Raw genomic sequence first — 14,956 nt, forward strand, 5'->3', positions numbered from 1 at the left:
TTTTATTGGCGCAAGGAAAGTTCCGGGCGATTACATGCCCAGGTAGGCCTCACGAACCTTCTCATTGCTGAGCAGTTCACGGCCGGTCCCTTCAATCACCACCTTGCCGGTCTCCAGCACATAGCCGCGATCAGCCAGTGCCAATGCCTGAGAGGCGTTCTGCTCTACCAGGAAGATGGTAATGCCCTCTTCCTTCAGTTCTTTGACGATGTTGAAGATCTCTTCGATGATCAACGGGGCCAGACCCATACTTGGCTCGTCCATAAGCAGCAGCCTGGGCTTGGCCATCAGGGCCCGGCCCATTGCCAGCATCTGCTGCTGGCCACCGGAGAGCTCACCCGCCAGGTTATGGCGCTTCTGACGCAGAATCGGGAACTTGGTGTACATCCGTTCCAGGTCGTCCATTACCTCGGGCGTTTTGCCCCGGGTATAGGCGCCCAACAGCAGGTTGTCGTGCACACTGAGGTCCTTGAACACCTGCCGGCCCTCGGGCACCTGGACAATGCCATTAGCCACCCGCTGATCGGCGCTGATCTTGGAAAGATCCTTGCCTTCGAAGGTTATGGCACCCCGGTCAGTGGGCTGCAAACCGGAAATGGTCATCAGCAGGGTGGATTTGCCGGCACCGTTGGCGCCTACCAGTGACACGATCTCACCGCTGTTGATATGGATATCCACATCATGCAGAACTTCGATCTGACCGTAGGAAGTAACCAGCCCCTTGATGGACAGCATCTCTTCTTTGGCATGAGGCGCAGTCACCCGGTCTGCGTGCTTCAGGCCGAGACCACCGAATTTCTCGGGGGTATAACTGACAATCTGGTGCCGCAGTTCCCGGAACTCTTCCCGGACGCGCTCACCGAACAGCGGATCGTTTTCCACGTCCCGGGCTTCAATAATCTGCTGCCAGTCTTCTTCCGTCAGCAGTTTCCGGGCCCGAGGAATAACCACGCCCTCTTCCTTGCGGATGTGCTTGCGCAGGGCCTCCGTGAAACGCGCCAGGGCGTGACTGAATTCCTCGCGACCTTCCGGCCAGCCTTCCTCGCACTCGGCCAGGAGCCGGCGCAACTCCACCAGCTTTTCATGACCGATGACATAGCCCTTCGCCAGCTTCTCAAGAAGAGGCGCCGTCTCAGGGGACTTCTCGCTGAGCCGTTTGTACAGCTCAATGTCCGTGGGGGTGCTATGCACCCGCTGGGAGAAGTGCTGAATGTAATCAAAAATGGTCTTCAGCAGCCGCTCATCCGGGCGCTGATCGTTGAGGTTCATATCACTAAGCAGCTGGTCCAGCAGATCCAGAATCCGCCACAGTGCCTGGTGTTCATGAACAATAATCCGTACGGCCTGCTCACTGCGTGACTGGGCAGGCGCCATTTCAGTGTTTTGCTCGCTCATGTGAAATGTCTCCTTGCTCAGCCACCCAGATAGGCGGCGATAACATCCGGGTTCTGGCGGATTTCCTCAGGGGTTCCCTCTGCCAGAACACGGCCGTAGTTAAGCACCAGCAACCGGTCGGATATACCCATAACCAGCTTCATGTCGTGCTCAACCAGCATAACGGTGGTGCCCTGATCCGCAATTTTCCGGATCAGATCCTCCAGGGCAGCGGTTTCAACCGCGTTCAAACCGGCGGCGGGCTCGTCCAGGAGGATTACCTTTGGTTCAGCGGCCAATGCCCGGGCAATCTCCAGGCGCTTCAGCGCACCATAGGACATCGCCGATGCTTCGGCATCCAGGTAGTCACCGCATCCCACATACTCCATCAGCTCGGCGGCGCGCTTACGGGCCGCGGCCTCGTTGCGGCGCAAAGAAGGCAAACGGAACAGGGTCGTAAACAGGCTGCTTTTGAGCTGCAGATGCCGACCCAGCATCACGTTTTCGATGGCGGTCATGTTCATGCAGATCTGCATCTGCTGGAACGTGCGGCACATGCCCCGCTCTGCCAGCTCATTGGGCTCCAGCTTGGCGGTGCTCTCACCGTTCAGCAGGATCTCGCCTTTGGTCGGCGTATAGAGCCCTGTGATCAGGTTAAACAGCGTTGTCTTGCCGGCACCATTGGGGCCGATAACAGAATAGACCTGTCCGGCTTCAACCGAAAAGCTGACGCCTTCCACCGCATGGACACCACCAAAGGCTTTATCCAGCCCCTTTACTTCGACCAGTGCTGTCATGCCTCACCTCCCGCTTTCTTGCGCATTTTCTTGGAAACAAACGCGGTCAGTGTGGGCAACAGCCCTTTTGGCATAAAAATCATGGTGAGCATCAGGATCAGGCCGAACATGACATGTTCCAGCTCCTGGAAATCTGCCAGAACCTGGGGCAAAAGCTTCAGCACCACGGCGCCAAGAATGACACCGAAGGTCGAGCCCATACCACCCAGAACAACCATGGTGATGAACAGGATGGAGAATTCGAAGCTTGCTACCGCAGGCGTAATGAAGCCCTGGAAGTGGGCATAAAGACTGCCCATCAGGCTGGCGTAGATCGCCGAGATCACGAACACCAGGCTTTTGTATTTCGCGGTGTTCACACCGACAACGCTGGCAGCCACTTCCGAGCCGTGAACCGAACGCAGCGCCCGGCCAATCGGCGATTCAATCAGGTTCAGGGCAAACCACACCGCTACCAGAAGCACCACGCTGGCGAAGATATACCAGGCCTGGAAGCCTTCGATCGTGATACCGAACAGCGAATAGCGACCAAACGCGCTCAGCTCCCAGCCAAATATTTCGAAGGCCGGCACCGGCATACCGTCTGGCCCGCCGGTCAGTGCACGCTCGTTGTTCAGGATGATGGCAATAATAAAACCAACGGCGAGGGTCGCCATGGACAGATAGTGGCCCTTCAGGCGCAGAATCGGTCGCCCGACAATCCAGGCAATAAAGCCCACAACAATTGCTCCGACCACCAACGCGGGCACTGAAGGCCAGCCGTAGGTGCCGGTCGCGATGCCGGTAAAGTAGGCGCCAAGACCGAAGAAGCCAGCGTGGCCAAGACTGATCTGGCCAGCAAAACCCACCAGGAGATTAAGGCCAACCACCGTGGCAGCAATGATCGCCATCTGGGTAACCAGCTCATAATGGAACGGGTTGCCGAGAAAAGCGGGAAGAATGATGAGAATCAGGGCGAGAACAATCAGCCCCCGGAGACGCGACTGCATAAACGTGTTCAACATCAGACGCGCTCCACTACCTTGGCACCGAACAATCCGCGGGGCATGAAGAACAGCACCAGCAGGATCATGGAGAATGCCACGGCATCCTTGTAGTCCGATGAAATGTAGCCGGCCGCCATGGCCTCAACGATGCCCAGCGAGAGACCACCAACCACCGCGCCAACGCCGCTACCCAGGCCGCCAATGGCAGCCGCCACAAAGCCTTTCAGTCCGAGAATGATACCGATGTCGTAGGACGTGAACGTGATCGGGGCAACAACAATACCGGCCACAGAGCCCAGTAATGCCGAAACCATGAATGCCAGCATCAGAACCATCTGAGTCCGGATACCGACAAGGCGCGCAGCCTCCTTGTTCATGGATGTCGCCAGGATAGCCTTGCCAATCAGTGTCTTGGTAAAGAACAGCACCAGGCCGACCACCAGGATCGCGCCAATACCGAGAACCCAGAGGCTCTGGCTATTCAATACCGCTCCGAAAACTTCAATAGGCTGGTCTGTGCTGAAATTCTGCATCACGTGGTATTCCTTGCCCCAGACAACCTGGGCAATACCACGGATAAAGATCGACGCACCGATGGTGATAATGATCAGGGTAACAACATCGGCCTGCTTGGCAGGTGCAATCGCGAACCGCTGCAGGGCGACGCCAAGAATACCGGCCAGAATGACCGCCAACACGACTGCCAGGATCATGGGCACGCCCATGGCCGTAAGCGAAACCGTAGCCATGCCTCCAATCATCAGAAACTCGCCCTGGGCGAAGTTGATGACGTGACTGGCGTTGTAGATGAGGGTAAAGCCGAGGGCTATCAGGGCGTAAGTCGCACCGATAGTAATCCCGGTGAACAGGTACTGTAAGAATTCTGCGAGCATAGCGGTGGTTCCGGTCGAACATCGGCTGGCGACTTACCCTGAATAGGGGTCGTCGCCAGCCGCGAGACAGGTTAAAGGGGTATCAGTCGATCAGTTTCCATTCGCCATTCTGGACTTCCAGAATGCGGAAGGAGTCTGGATCAAGGCCGTTGTGGTCTTCCGGTGACATGTTGAATACACCGGTTACGCCGACATAGCCCTGGATATTCTCCAGTGCGTTACGAACGGCTTCCGGATCGGTCGAGCCGGCTTCTTCCATAGCGCGGACCGCCAGCATCAGGCCATCGTAGGCGTAGGCACCGAAGGTGGACACCTTGGAATCCCAACGGGCTTCGTATTCAGCCTTGTAGTTCTGAACCACTTCTTTCTGGGGATCGTCGTTCGGCAGGGAATCCGGCACCAGCAGCGGAGACGCTGGCAGGCGAAGGCCTTCTGCAGACGAACCGGCGAGCTCGAGGAAGCTGTCGGATGCAACACCGTGGGACTGATAGAACGGGAGTTCCATGCCCAACTGAGCATAGTTGCGGGTTACGATGGCCGGGCCCTGACCGAAACCGAAGTTCAGCACCGCTTCCACACCACTTGTGTTACGGATATTGGTCAGCTGGGCGGTCATGTCTGTATCAGATCCGCTGTAGGTAACGTCGGCTACAACCTCCATTCCCATCGCTTCGGCCACTTCCAGAGTCTGGGTACGACCCGAGCTTCCGAAACCACCGGTACCGGAAATCAGACCAAACTTGGTAATGCCGCGATCCTTCATGTCGGTCAGAATACGCTCTGCCGCCATGCGGTCGGTTTGAGGAGTCTTGAATACCCACTTTTTGACCGGGTTGGTGATAACCACAGCACCGGCCAGGGAGATGAACGGCACTTCTGCCTGCTCAATCAGCGGTACCGCCGCCATGGTAGCGCCGGTAGTACTGCCGCCAACGATGATATCAACCTGGTCCGAGCGGATCAGGCGACTGGCAAAGTTACGGGCAGAGGAAGCGTTGCCAACGTCGTCATAGTGGATCAGCTCCAGTTGACGACCAAGGACACCACCTTCTTCATTAATTTTTTCAACGTACATCTCGAGCGTTTTCAGCTCGGGATCACCAAGGAACGATGCCGGGCCTGTCACTGACAGGAACGAACCGATCTTGATGGGTTCAGCTGCCTGAGCGCTCATCATCATGAGACCGGCGGCTGCAACGGCTGCGCATTTGCCTGCGCGACGAATCACTGTTTTAAACATTGTTTTTGTTCTCCCGTTTTTTGCAGGGGCTTGAGTTTTTGTTTCTTCGCTCCCGGTATGATTCGATACCATTGACGAATATCAAATGACGTTATTGTATCATAACGCTCGTGTCAACTGATTTCCGGGAGTGCCAACGCGGCTCTGTCAGTAAAGCCGACACTGGCAGAACACGCCAGCACCGCTGATCGAAAGACAAACCTTTACCTGACACGTAAGAACCGCATAATACGTACAACGTGTTTCATTGATTCTTATTTGCGAACTCAGGCCATGACTGCAAAAAGCCAGCTAGAACTGCTCGTCAAGAACTTCCAGAAAAAGCGACCCCTTCGGGCCGGCTCACTCATCATCACCATCTATGGCGATGCCATCGTTCCCCGCGGCGGCAATGTCTGGCTGGGAAGCCTGATGAAACTGGTAGAGCCCATGGGCATCAGCCAGCGACTGGTTCGCACCTCGGTGTATCGTCTGGTTCAGGAATCCTGGCTGCAGACCGAAAAGGTGGGCCGTTGCAGTTATTACAGCCTCACCGGCCCGGGCCTGCGGCGGTTCGAGCAGGCTTTTCAGCACGTCTATAACCTGGGCGCCGAAGAATGGAGTGGAAGCTGGTGCCTGGTCTACCTGAACCAGCTTTCCCCGGAACTCAGGCAAAAAGTCCGGGAGGAACTCAAGTGGCTCAGTTTTGGCAGCATGGCACCCGGGCTGATGGAACACCCACGCTTCACTCGCAGCGAACTGATTCCAATGCTTCAGGAATGGGGTGCTCTCGAAGACACCATCGTGATGCAGACCATGCCCATGGAGCAGAAGAGCCCAAGAGCCCTGAGACTGCAGGTTCGCGAAAGCTGGAACCTTGAGGAACTGGGCGGCCGCTACCGACGCTTCCTGACCCAGTTCCGGCCCCTGTGGCGTGAACTCCAGTCTGAGGACACTCTCAGCCCCGCGGAGTGCCTGATACTCCGGATCCTGCTGATCCACGAGTACCGCAAAATTCTTCTGAGGGACCCGCTGCTGCCCGATGAACTGCTACCCGGTGACTGGGAAGGCCGCAGCGCCAAACAGCTGTGTCGGAACCTGTATCGTCAAATCTATGTGCGGGCCGAGCAGTGGCTGGACGAGAACCTCGAAAACGCCTCCGGCCCCCTTCCAGGTCCGGGTGAGAAGTTTTACAAGCGGTTCGGTGGATTGCGGGATACTGCCATCCAGACAGATCCGACAACAGAACCAGAGGTTCTCTAGGCACCCGCTCAGTCAGTTGCCGAGCGGGACGAGGATGCCAGTTGTTCCCGGGTTTTCAGGCGCCCTTCCCGGCGAATCTCGGCATTGTCGTACCGGCGCTGTTGCTCGTCCGTTTCCGGTATCACTTCCGGGACATCCACCGGCCGGTCATTCTCGTCCAGAGCAACAAAGGTGAAAAAGGCCGAGAGAATGTGCCGCGTATCGCCGGTGTAACTGTTTTCGGCCTCTACCCTGGCACCGATTTCCATGGACGAGCCCCAGCTCCGGTTCAGCGACAGGCTGAACAGCAGCGTATCGTTACCCTTCGCCGGTGCCCTGAAATGGATTGAATCCACGGCAGCCGTCACACAAACATGGGCGGAATGCCGCTCTGCCACGACCAGCGCCAGCCGGTCGCATTTTGCCATGATCATGCCGCCGAACACGGTATTGTGGGAATTCATGTCGTTTGGAAACACCTTGTAGACGTGCTTCTCAATCGCAGATGCTGATACGGGTTTTGAAGGCTTTCCTGGCATGATCTGCTTTCCTCTTCGAGTGACATTCGATTGCGGAATCAATTCAACCCGCTGTCGCGGCTTCGCCCTGACGCTGCTGCGCCCGCCTTGCCAGGTGAAGCATCAAAACGCCTAACGCCATCACCACCAGGGTCAGCCAGAGGCCGTTGGTGTAATTACCTTCCACATCCGCGAGATAGCCAACCACCGCGGGTGCGATCATCTGGGCGATACCGTAGCTGAAGGTCAACCGGCTCATGGGCCGGGAAGGGTTCTCGGGGAAAACCCGCCCTACCATTGCCAGCATCATGCTGACGATACCGATAAAGCTGGCGCCATAAATCACGGAGCTGAGCATCACGCTGGCGAAGCTGGTGTTCACGATCAGCATCAGGATGCTCACGGAGTTCAGGGTGTAGGCCAGATAAAGCGCCAGCCACTGGCCCCAACGCCGGGAAAACACATCCCACAGCCAGCAGGCCGGCGTTGCAGCAAGACCTGCAATCAGCCAGACCAGCCAGCCCTGCCCCTGAAGCTCGGGCATGGATTCCGCAATTGCTACGAGGAAGGTGGCTGTCACCACATAGCCCACACCGGCGCAGAAATACGCCAGCTGGAGGATCCGTATGAACCGGCTTCGCTCGTCACCTGCCTTGGCCGCACCTGTTTTCGGCAAGGCACAGGCCCGGTAGTCCGGCATCCAACGCCAGGCGGGCAACAGAAGCCCAAGGGCCACCAGCCCGTAAATCACCCATTGCTGATCCCAGGTGAACGGATCCTTGATCAGCTCCGCCACCACAGCGGTGAGTACAATCCCGAGCCCGATACCGGAAAAGAACACGCCGAGCTCGGACTTCTGGTTGTTCTTGATCAACCAGCTCATCAAAAGACCGGCACCCAGCAACATACCCGCTGAGGTGCTCAGACCTGAGATAAAACGCAGAATGGACCACACCCACACATTGGTGGTGTACCCCATGAGAACCGTTGAAACCACGGCAACCACCAGGCCAAGCTGGTAGAGCCTTACCTTGAGACCAAGATCGCTGATCCGGGTAATCAGCACTGCGCCGGTCAGGTAGCCTGCGTAGTTCACGGTTGCCAGCATGCCGACAACGGATTTGCTCAGCCCCAGTGCCGCGACCATTTCCGGGATCATCGGCGTGTAGGAAAACCGGGCAATACCCACCATGACCACAACAGCAATCACGCTGGCGACCAGCACTTTTATTGTTTCTATTGGCTTCACAGGGTGTCCTTACTTCGGAACGACTTTAACTCAGGCGCGGCCCAGGAACTTGCGCTCCTCCACGTTAATGCGGATACGATCTCCGGTGGAGATGTGCTCGGGAACCTGAACAACCAGGCCAGTGGCAAACCGGGCGGGCTTGGTTCTAGCCGTCGCAGAGCCACCCTTTACAGACGGGTCCGTCTCCTCAATTACCAGCTCCACCGTAGGCGGAAGAGCCAGCGAAACCGGCGAATCCTTCAACAGGATGACCATGACACCCTGAGTATCTTCGGAAATGAACAGCAGCTCTTCGGCAATGGCCTCGCGGTTCAGGCTGTACTGAGTAAAGTCCTCGGTATCCATGAACACGTACTCATCGCCATCGGCGTAGGAAAAGGTGGCTTCCCGGCGGGTAAGGTCGGCCAGGTTGAGCATGTCCGAATCCTTGAAGGTCTCGTCCAGCTTCTGGTTGGTCACCACATCGTACATGCGCATGCGGTAAAGACTGCCGCCAGCCCGGCCCTGGGGCACGGAACGCTCGATGTCCTTTACAAAATACACCCGACCATCATATTCAACGGCGGAATTCTTTTTGATTTCACTGGCTCTGGGCATGTCTTCTGTTTCCGTAAAATTTGGGGTTTTGGGGCTGCTGATATACCACGACTTCGCCCCGGAATCGATAGATCTTAACTAACCAGGGCACGAACATCCGACAGGAAGCGGTCTACCTGCTCATTGGTCGTTGCCCAGGAGCACATCAAGCGGGCACTGCCACCGATAAAGTTGTAAAATCGCCAGCCTTTGGCCCGCAGTGCCGCCTGCAAAGGCTCCGGCATCTCCACGAAAACGCCGTTCACCTGTCTCGGGTAGCGTAGCTGGATACCTGGAAGACCTTCCAGCCCCTCGGCAAGACGCTGGGCACAGGCATTGGCATGGCGGGCATTCTCCAACCACACATCGCCTTCGAGAAGCCCGCACCAGGGTGCCGAGATATAACGCATCTTGGAGGCCAGCTGGCCCGCCTGCTTACAGCGCCACTCGAAATCCTCCGCCAGAGACCGGTTGAAGAACACCACCGCCTCACCAAGCGCCAGGCCGTTCTTGGTGCCGGAAAAACAAAGAACATCGACACCGGCTTTCCAGGTAATTTCCGACGGATGTACATCCAGCGCAGCCACCGCATTGGCGAAGCGGGCGCCATCCATATGGATATTGAGCTTATGGTGATCGGCGACCGCCCGAATAACCCTGAGCTCCTCGGGTGTGTAGACCGTCCCAACCTCTGTGGCCTGGGTCAGGCTTAGCGCCTTGGGCTTGGGGTAGTGAATATCGGTTCGCTTGGTTACCAGGTGCTCAATGCTCTCCGGTGTCAGCTTGCCGTTCTCGCCCTGCCCCAGAAGCAGCTTGGCGCCGTTGGAGGCGTACTCCGGGCCGCCGCATTCATCGGTTTCAATATGGGCCAGCTCGTGGCAGATCACGCTGTGAAACGACTGACCGATCGAGGCCAGGGCCAGAGAATTGGCGGCAGTGCCATTGAACACGAAGTAAACGTCACAGTCGGTATCGAACAGCGTCCTCAGGCCATCCGCCGCCTTTTGCGTCCAGCTGTCCTCGCCGTAGGCTGGTTCATCCATCCGGTTGGCCGCCTCCATGGCTTTCCAGGCCTGCGGGCACACACCGCTGTAGTTGTCGCTGGCAAATTGCTCGGACTGGGACACAACGCGCTCCTGAATTCTGAAAGGAAAGCCTTTAACGTTATAGGAACCACCCATCATTGCCAACTTGCGTTCCATCCCAATTCGGGTGAGGCCGGGGGAATGACAAAGCCCGATACTTTATACTCTTGCCCCTGAAAGCCAGCAGACCAAGGACTCTCCCGCCATGGGGCGCTTCAATATCGCCAGTATTCCCGGCCGGATTATCACCGCCATTATCGCAGTCGCCTGCCTGGCAGGCAGCTAATATGCGATGACGACCGGGCTCAGCCAGCTCACCGAAGCACGGCAACTGGAACGCCTACCAGAAATGCCCGTCGGCGCTTTGACCACAGGCCCCTATGTGATCGCAGGCAAGGTCACGGATCAGTTGGGAACTCTCGAAACGCCCTATTCCAACACCGAGGCGGTCTACTATCGCTACAAACTCGAGGAGGAATATCGCGACTCCGACGGTGATCTGCGTATCCGCACCCTGGATTCCGGCGCCCGCGGCGGCGACTTCCAGCTCAGGGACCAGACCGGCTCAGTCATTGTAGCTCCGGGCAGCGATCTGGAAGAGGTCGAATGGAATCTGGAGCGAACCTATCGCAATCAGTCCGGCCGCAGAATCTACTCGGAGTGGGCGCTCATTCCCGGACACACGGCGCGGGTAATCGGCCAGTACAGCAGCGAAATCGGGGCAGTTACCTTTTATGGCCTCGAAGACTTCAGCCTTCCGGCCATGGTTTCCCGGAACACGCTGGCCGTGGACAGTGGCGACCGGTTCTTCGAGGCAGCCATCCGCATTTCCATCGCAACTGGCTTTCTGGCTCTGGGTATCGCGCTGTCCCTTCCGTTGATCAAAGTTCACCGGTTCTGGGTCTATGTTCTGGTAATGGCCATTGCGGTGTCCGGTACGCTCTCGGTGCTTGGCATCAACAAGCTCCGTCAGGAATGGTCTGCCATCGCCGATTTGTATGAGGGCCGATACCAGCACGCCTGGACCAGCCGCCGACTCGCCGCAGCCAGCATTATTGCTGCCCTGTTGCTCTTGTGGTTGTCGATCCGGACCGTCAAGTTCAAGCGCCTGATCGAAGCGGTACCTACCAGCAGCACCCGGGGACTCAGTTTTGGCGTCTCGGAGCTCAAGGCAATTGTGGATGTCGATGAAGACCATCCCCCGCTCAGGGATCCACTAAAAAACGAGAAATGCGTGGCCTTCGACTACAAGGTTGAAGAAAAGCGGGGTTCCGGAAAAAACGAAAAATGGCGGGTTATTGAGCATCGGGAAGAACTAGCGCCTTTCTGGCTGGAGGACAGCGAGGGAAAGGTTCTCGTCCAGCCAGACGGTGCGAAGATCGAATACCCGCAGTACCATTCGGAGCGCCGGGGCGACAGGCGTTACACCGTCCGCTTTCTCGAAACCTTCGTGAACGTCTACTGCCTGGGTTTTGCCGGCCTGGATCGGGGGCAAGGGGCTTTGCGGGCATCGGCCAATATCGACACCATTCTCCAGCAACGCCATGAGCTGTGGCCCAACCTGGAGAAAATCGTAAAGGCGTCTCTGGCCCACGAAAAACAGCTGCTGAAAGCCATTGCCCAGCTACGCAGTGCGGACCCTGTCGAGATGAGTTCGAAGGGCCAGGCCGACAAGCTTATCCAGTTTGAACAGAACGTAACCAATGCCCTCCAGGCCCGGATCGAGGGATATCCGGACCTGAAGAACAATGAGGACATTCAGAAGTTCATGTCGATCATGGCAGAGACGGAAAACTACCTTTCGCTCTTGCGAAACAGCTACACCGAGAGCGCCATGATCTACAACACCCGGATCCAGTCTTTCCCTGACGTGATCCTGGCAAAACTGTTCCGTTTCCGCGAAGCACCGCAGTTCAGTTCGGAAACGTGAGCTAGCCGTTCAGGCCAAGGTGCTCGGCATCCTGCTCGATGCAACGATCCAGCAGCGCCAGATAGTCCGCTTTGGCCTTCAGCTTGGTTTCACGATGGGCGCGCATGTTCAGGGTTTTGAAATGCTGCGCCAGCTCGGTGGCCCGCTCAACCAGCTTGTCCTGGGCAACCACCTCATCCAGGAACCCCGCCTCTACTGCCCCTTCCGGGTTGTATATCTCAGCGTTCACGACCGAACGGTAAAAGTGGGCGGGCGCCAGTCGATGGCGGGCAATTTCAATCCCGGCGTGGTGCATGGTCATGCCGATTGCCACCTCGTTCAAGCCAAGCTTGAAGGGCCCCTCAATACCAATGCGGTGATCCACTGACAGCAGAATGAACGCGCCCTTGGCAATGGCATGGCCGCTACAGGCACCAATAATCGGCAACGGGAATGCGGCCAGACGCCGGGTAAAGCTGGAGCCGGTTTTTACCAGCGCGGCTGCTTCTTTCGGCCCCTTCTGCATTTCTTTCAAGTCGTACCCGGCAGAGAACACGCCTGGCTGGCCGGTCAGAATCACAACCGCCTTGCCCTGCTCCGCCCGATCCAGCGCCGCGTTGAGCCCCTCGAACACTTCCTGGCTCAGGGCGTTGGCCTTGCCATTGCTGATGGCAATCGTTGCTACACCATCTTTCAATTCATAACTAACCAGCTCAGTCACCTGTTCTACCTCTCTACCGCAATTAAAGTGAGCGTTTGTTTACTTCGCTGGACATGATTGTGGGTTAGGCGCGTCAGAGATTCAATATCCATTGGTCATGTCGCCCAAACCTGGTCGAAATTTGAGATCACCATCGCTTATCTACCAAAACACTGCCTTCAGCATCTTTCTGGACAAGTGTTTGCGTTCTTTTAAAGCCTTTGATGGCTGTGTGATCGGAGTGCACAACTGAACCTACGACTTCTCCTGCCTTGTTGATGACGGAGTATGTGTCGATTTCTGTTTCACCCAAAGGTCCTTTAGTTCTGCTGCCCTCGAGTTTCAGTTCTTCACCCGGATTAAGTCTTACTCTATCTCTCATGGACGGGTATTTCCTTTACAACGCCCGGCTCACGCGCCGGTTTGTAGCCGCGGAGGCGGCGGAAAATCGGTCGCTGTGCAGCCGATTGTTATGTTCTCCTTGAGATGCTAGATTGTGTATAAAAGTCGAAAAGCATACACATAGGTGCATCATGAGAACTAACATAGTCATTGACGACCAGTTAATGGCCGAAGCCCTCAAAGCCTCCGGTTACGAAACCAAAAAAGAGGCCGTCGAGCAAGGCCTTAGACTTCTAGTCCAGCTTAGCAAGCAGCAGGAAATTCGAAAGTTACGTGGCAAGATCAAGTGGGAAGGCGATTTGGGCGAAATGCGAGCTGCCCGATGATCCTGGTAGACACCAGCGTCTGGATCGACTATTTCAATGGGGTCGACAACCCGCAAACTGATCTGCTGGATGCCTCGATAGTTCAAGGTTCGGTTGCTATTGGAGACCTCATATTTTTGGAAATCCTCCAAGGCATCCGCAACGACAAACAGTATCGCCAAACCAAGCAAAGCCTGCTCGCTCTGGATCAGTATGAAATGTTTGGCAAAGAAATGGCAATTAAGTGCGCCGACAACTATCGGGCACTACGAAAAAAAGGCATCACGATCAGAAAAACTGCCGACGTGATCATCGCGACATTCTGTATAGAAAAAGAGTTGCCCCTGCTGTTTTTGGATCGCGACTTCATCCCCTTTGTTGATCACCTTGGACTTGAGCCTGCTCTGAGAGAAACATAACAGCAATTAGGCAGCGCGCTTTATCATTGCAGAAATTTGACTGTGTCACTATTACTGACTTTGAAACATCAATAACGCTGCACTTAAATCGATAAAACAGGAGCTTAGCCGAGCATGGTCATCTCTGCCACGTAATCATTCAGCGTCTGCAATTTGCTCCGCCAATCATACTGGATGAAATGGCTGTGATTTGCTTGGAGGCTCTGACGTAAATCCCTCACTCGAACGTTCGCTTTTGTTTACGACTGGAGAAACCTGATCGAAACCCCAGGGTGATCCTCGACTGGAGCTGACAGCGTCTGCGGCATCCAGGAACCAAGGAGTCTAGTTACGCATCTAACCCGAACATTTCATAAACACCCCAAGCAGCAGCCACGAAATTTTCTCGGTTAGCCCATTACGCCCAGATATGAGAATTATTAGTGTAGTATGCGCGCCAATGTCGCTCTGATGTCATCCAGTCACCGGCCTTAAGTGTTTATTATTTGATCAATTCCAGCGTCCGGGCGAGGGAAGGCCTCCCGAGCCCGAGATGGAGGTGAGCGCCGACAGCGGCTCAGCCGGTGTTTAACCTGGGCCGAGGCAGGCGATATAACCGTTCGGTGACTGTGTGCAGAAGGGCCTTGACCGGGCAGCTACCTGGCAGGTGGAGCTTGATGCGGTCTTTGTACTGCACCACCCGTACGGCCAGCTTGAACAGCTTGATGATGACCGTCGAGGGCTGGGCCTGAGACAACTCGGTGCCTTGCAACAGTTCGGCGCGCAAGGCGTGATGCAGTACATAGGCGGCGCAGGAGAAAAACAGGCGCAGGTGGTTGGCCGCAAAGCGGCAATCCGAGGTGCGGTCGCTGGCCAGGTCGTTTTTCATCATCTTGATGAAATTCTCGTCCTGGCCCCGGGCGCAATACAGCTCGGCGTACAGTATTTCCGGGGTTGACTCTTCCAGGGAGGTGACGACGAAGCGGGGGTTATCGCCGAGGGCCATGGTTTCGGCTTTCAGGACAGTGCGAAACGCCTGTGGCCAGGAACGGGCCTGATAATCGATCTCGTGGAAGGTGCGCGAGCGTTGCGGCGGGGCCTGTTCCGCGAGGCGAGCGTTATGGCAGCGGGTATCGTGCAGCCGCCGGGTGGATTGCAGGTGTGGCTCGGCCAGTTTTTTCAGACGGCTGTTGCCGGCCAGGCCGAACAGAAAATCGGTGTACGGATCGTCGAGCGCCAGTTGCATCAATTCCACGTTGGCGAAATGAGCATCACCACGCAGCAGGATGCGGGTCTCGGGATA

At 56.4% G+C, this 14,956-nt stretch carries 15 protein-coding genes and 2 pseudogenes; 4 read left to right on the forward strand and 13 right to left on the reverse strand.

Annotation, left to right across the window (positions count from 1 at the left end; translation table 11 throughout):
- Positions 1 to 30: 30 nt before the first annotated feature.
- The 6 genes and pseudogenes from ACP86_RS23650 to ACP86_RS03755 all read right to left on the reverse strand — a co-directional run bounded on the left by ACP86_RS23650 (position 31) and on the right by ACP86_RS03755 (position 5,290).
- Positions 31 to 735 (reverse strand): ABC transporter ATP-binding protein, encoded by a 705-nt coding sequence (locus ACP86_RS23650; protein ID WP_008173790.1) that lies wholly within the window; start codon positions 733 to 735, stop codon positions 31 to 33.
- 210 nt (positions 736 to 945) lie between these two features.
- Positions 946 to 1,395: pseudogene (locus tag ACP86_RS23655) on the reverse strand (hemerythrin domain-containing protein); the annotation flags it as partial.
- A 17-nt stretch (positions 1,396 to 1,412) separates the two neighbouring features.
- On the reverse strand, positions 1,413 to 2,171 hold the full coding sequence (locus tag ACP86_RS03740; protein ID WP_008173788.1) for an ABC transporter ATP-binding protein: 759 nt from the start codon (positions 2,169 to 2,171) through the stop codon (positions 1,413 to 1,415).
- Positions 2,168 to 3,175, reverse strand: a complete 1,008-nt coding sequence (locus ACP86_RS03745) for a branched-chain amino acid ABC transporter permease (RefSeq protein WP_008173786.1) — start codon at positions 3,173 to 3,175, stop codon at positions 2,168 to 2,170. The genes ACP86_RS03740 and ACP86_RS03745 overlap by 4 nt, the downstream gene beginning before the upstream one ends.
- Positions 3,175 to 4,050 (reverse strand): branched-chain amino acid ABC transporter permease, encoded by an 876-nt coding sequence (locus ACP86_RS03750; RefSeq protein ID WP_014577972.1) that lies wholly within the window; start codon positions 4,048 to 4,050, stop codon positions 3,175 to 3,177. The genes ACP86_RS03745 and ACP86_RS03750 overlap by 1 nt, the downstream gene beginning before the upstream one ends.
- A gap of 82 nt (positions 4,051 to 4,132) precedes the next feature.
- The gene (locus ACP86_RS03755; protein ID WP_053112794.1) at positions 4,133 to 5,290 is read right to left on the reverse strand and encodes an ABC transporter substrate-binding protein; all 1,158 of its coding nucleotides are present in this window, start codon (positions 5,288 to 5,290) and stop codon (positions 4,133 to 4,135) included.
- Positions 5,291 to 5,563: 273 nt separating this feature from the next.
- On the opposite strand from ACP86_RS03755, the gene paaX reads away from it, so the two are divergent.
- Entirely contained in the window at positions 5,564 to 6,532 is a 969-nt protein-coding gene (gene paaX / locus ACP86_RS03760) for a phenylacetic acid degradation operon negative regulatory protein PaaX (RefSeq protein WP_008173782.1), read from the forward strand.
- 8 nt (positions 6,533 to 6,540) lie between these two features.
- On the opposite strand, the gene ACP86_RS03765 is transcribed toward paaX, so the two are convergent.
- The 4 genes from ACP86_RS03765 to ACP86_RS03780 all read right to left on the reverse strand — a co-directional run bounded on the left by ACP86_RS03765 (position 6,541) and on the right by ACP86_RS03780 (position 10,035).
- Complete coding sequence (locus ACP86_RS03765; protein ID WP_008173781.1) at positions 6,541 to 7,050, reverse strand: acyl-CoA thioesterase; 510 nt, start codon at positions 7,048 to 7,050, stop codon at positions 6,541 to 6,543.
- 43 nt (positions 7,051 to 7,093) lie between these two features.
- On the reverse strand, positions 7,094 to 8,278 hold the full coding sequence (locus ACP86_RS03770; protein ID WP_053112795.1) for a YbfB/YjiJ family MFS transporter: 1,185 nt from the start codon (positions 8,276 to 8,278) through the stop codon (positions 7,094 to 7,096).
- Between the two features lie 30 nt (positions 8,279 to 8,308).
- On the reverse strand, positions 8,309 to 8,875 hold the full coding sequence (gene yeiP, locus ACP86_RS03775; protein ID WP_008173777.1) for an elongation factor P-like protein YeiP: 567 nt from the start codon (positions 8,873 to 8,875) through the stop codon (positions 8,309 to 8,311).
- A gap of 74 nt (positions 8,876 to 8,949) precedes the next feature.
- Entirely contained in the window at positions 8,950 to 10,035 is a 1,086-nt protein-coding gene (locus ACP86_RS03780; protein ID WP_227507924.1) for a threonine aldolase family protein, read from the reverse strand.
- A gap of 196 nt (positions 10,036 to 10,231) precedes the next feature.
- Between ACP86_RS03780 and ACP86_RS03785 the strand changes: the two genes are divergently transcribed.
- Positions 10,232 to 11,869: a LemA family protein gene (locus tag ACP86_RS03785; RefSeq protein ID WP_227507810.1), complete on the forward strand. Its 1,638-nt coding sequence runs from the start codon at positions 10,232 to 10,234 to the stop codon at positions 11,867 to 11,869.
- 1 nt (position 11,870) lies between these two features.
- Here ACP86_RS03785 and ACP86_RS03790 read toward each other — a convergent pair whose 3' ends face one another.
- Both ACP86_RS03790 and ACP86_RS03795 read right to left on the reverse strand, forming a co-directional pair.
- Positions 11,871 to 12,569 (reverse strand): crotonase/enoyl-CoA hydratase family protein, encoded by a 699-nt coding sequence (locus ACP86_RS03790; RefSeq protein WP_008173771.1) that lies wholly within the window; start codon positions 12,567 to 12,569, stop codon positions 11,871 to 11,873.
- Between the two features lie 127 nt (positions 12,570 to 12,696).
- The gene (locus ACP86_RS03795; protein WP_008173769.1) at positions 12,697 to 12,930 is read right to left on the reverse strand and encodes a hypothetical protein; all 234 of its coding nucleotides are present in this window, start codon (positions 12,928 to 12,930) and stop codon (positions 12,697 to 12,699) included.
- Positions 12,931 to 13,081: 151 nt separating this feature from the next.
- Here ACP86_RS03795 and ACP86_RS03800 point away from each other — a divergent pair, with 151 nt between their 5' ends.
- Positions 13,082 to 13,276, forward strand: coding sequence for a type II toxin-antitoxin system VapB family antitoxin (locus tag ACP86_RS03800; protein WP_008173767.1), 195 nt, complete (start codon positions 13,082 to 13,084; stop codon positions 13,274 to 13,276).
- The gene (locus tag ACP86_RS03805; RefSeq protein WP_008173765.1) at positions 13,273 to 13,674 is read left to right on the forward strand and encodes a PIN domain nuclease; all 402 of its coding nucleotides are present in this window, start codon (positions 13,273 to 13,275) and stop codon (positions 13,672 to 13,674) included. Before ACP86_RS03800 ends, ACP86_RS03805 begins: the two co-directional genes overlap by 4 nt.
- A 556-nt stretch (positions 13,675 to 14,230) precedes the next feature.
- On the opposite strand, the pseudogene ACP86_RS03810 reads toward ACP86_RS03805, so the two are convergent.
- Positions 14,231 to 14,953, reverse strand: a pseudogene (locus tag ACP86_RS03810) (IS1380 family transposase); the annotation flags it as partial.
- Positions 14,954 to 14,956: the final 3 nt, after the last annotated feature.

The sequence above is a fragment of the Marinobacter sp. CP1 genome (assembly GCF_001266795.1).
GTDB classification, from domain to species: domain Bacteria; phylum Pseudomonadota; class Gammaproteobacteria; order Pseudomonadales; family Oleiphilaceae; genus Marinobacter; species Marinobacter flavimaris.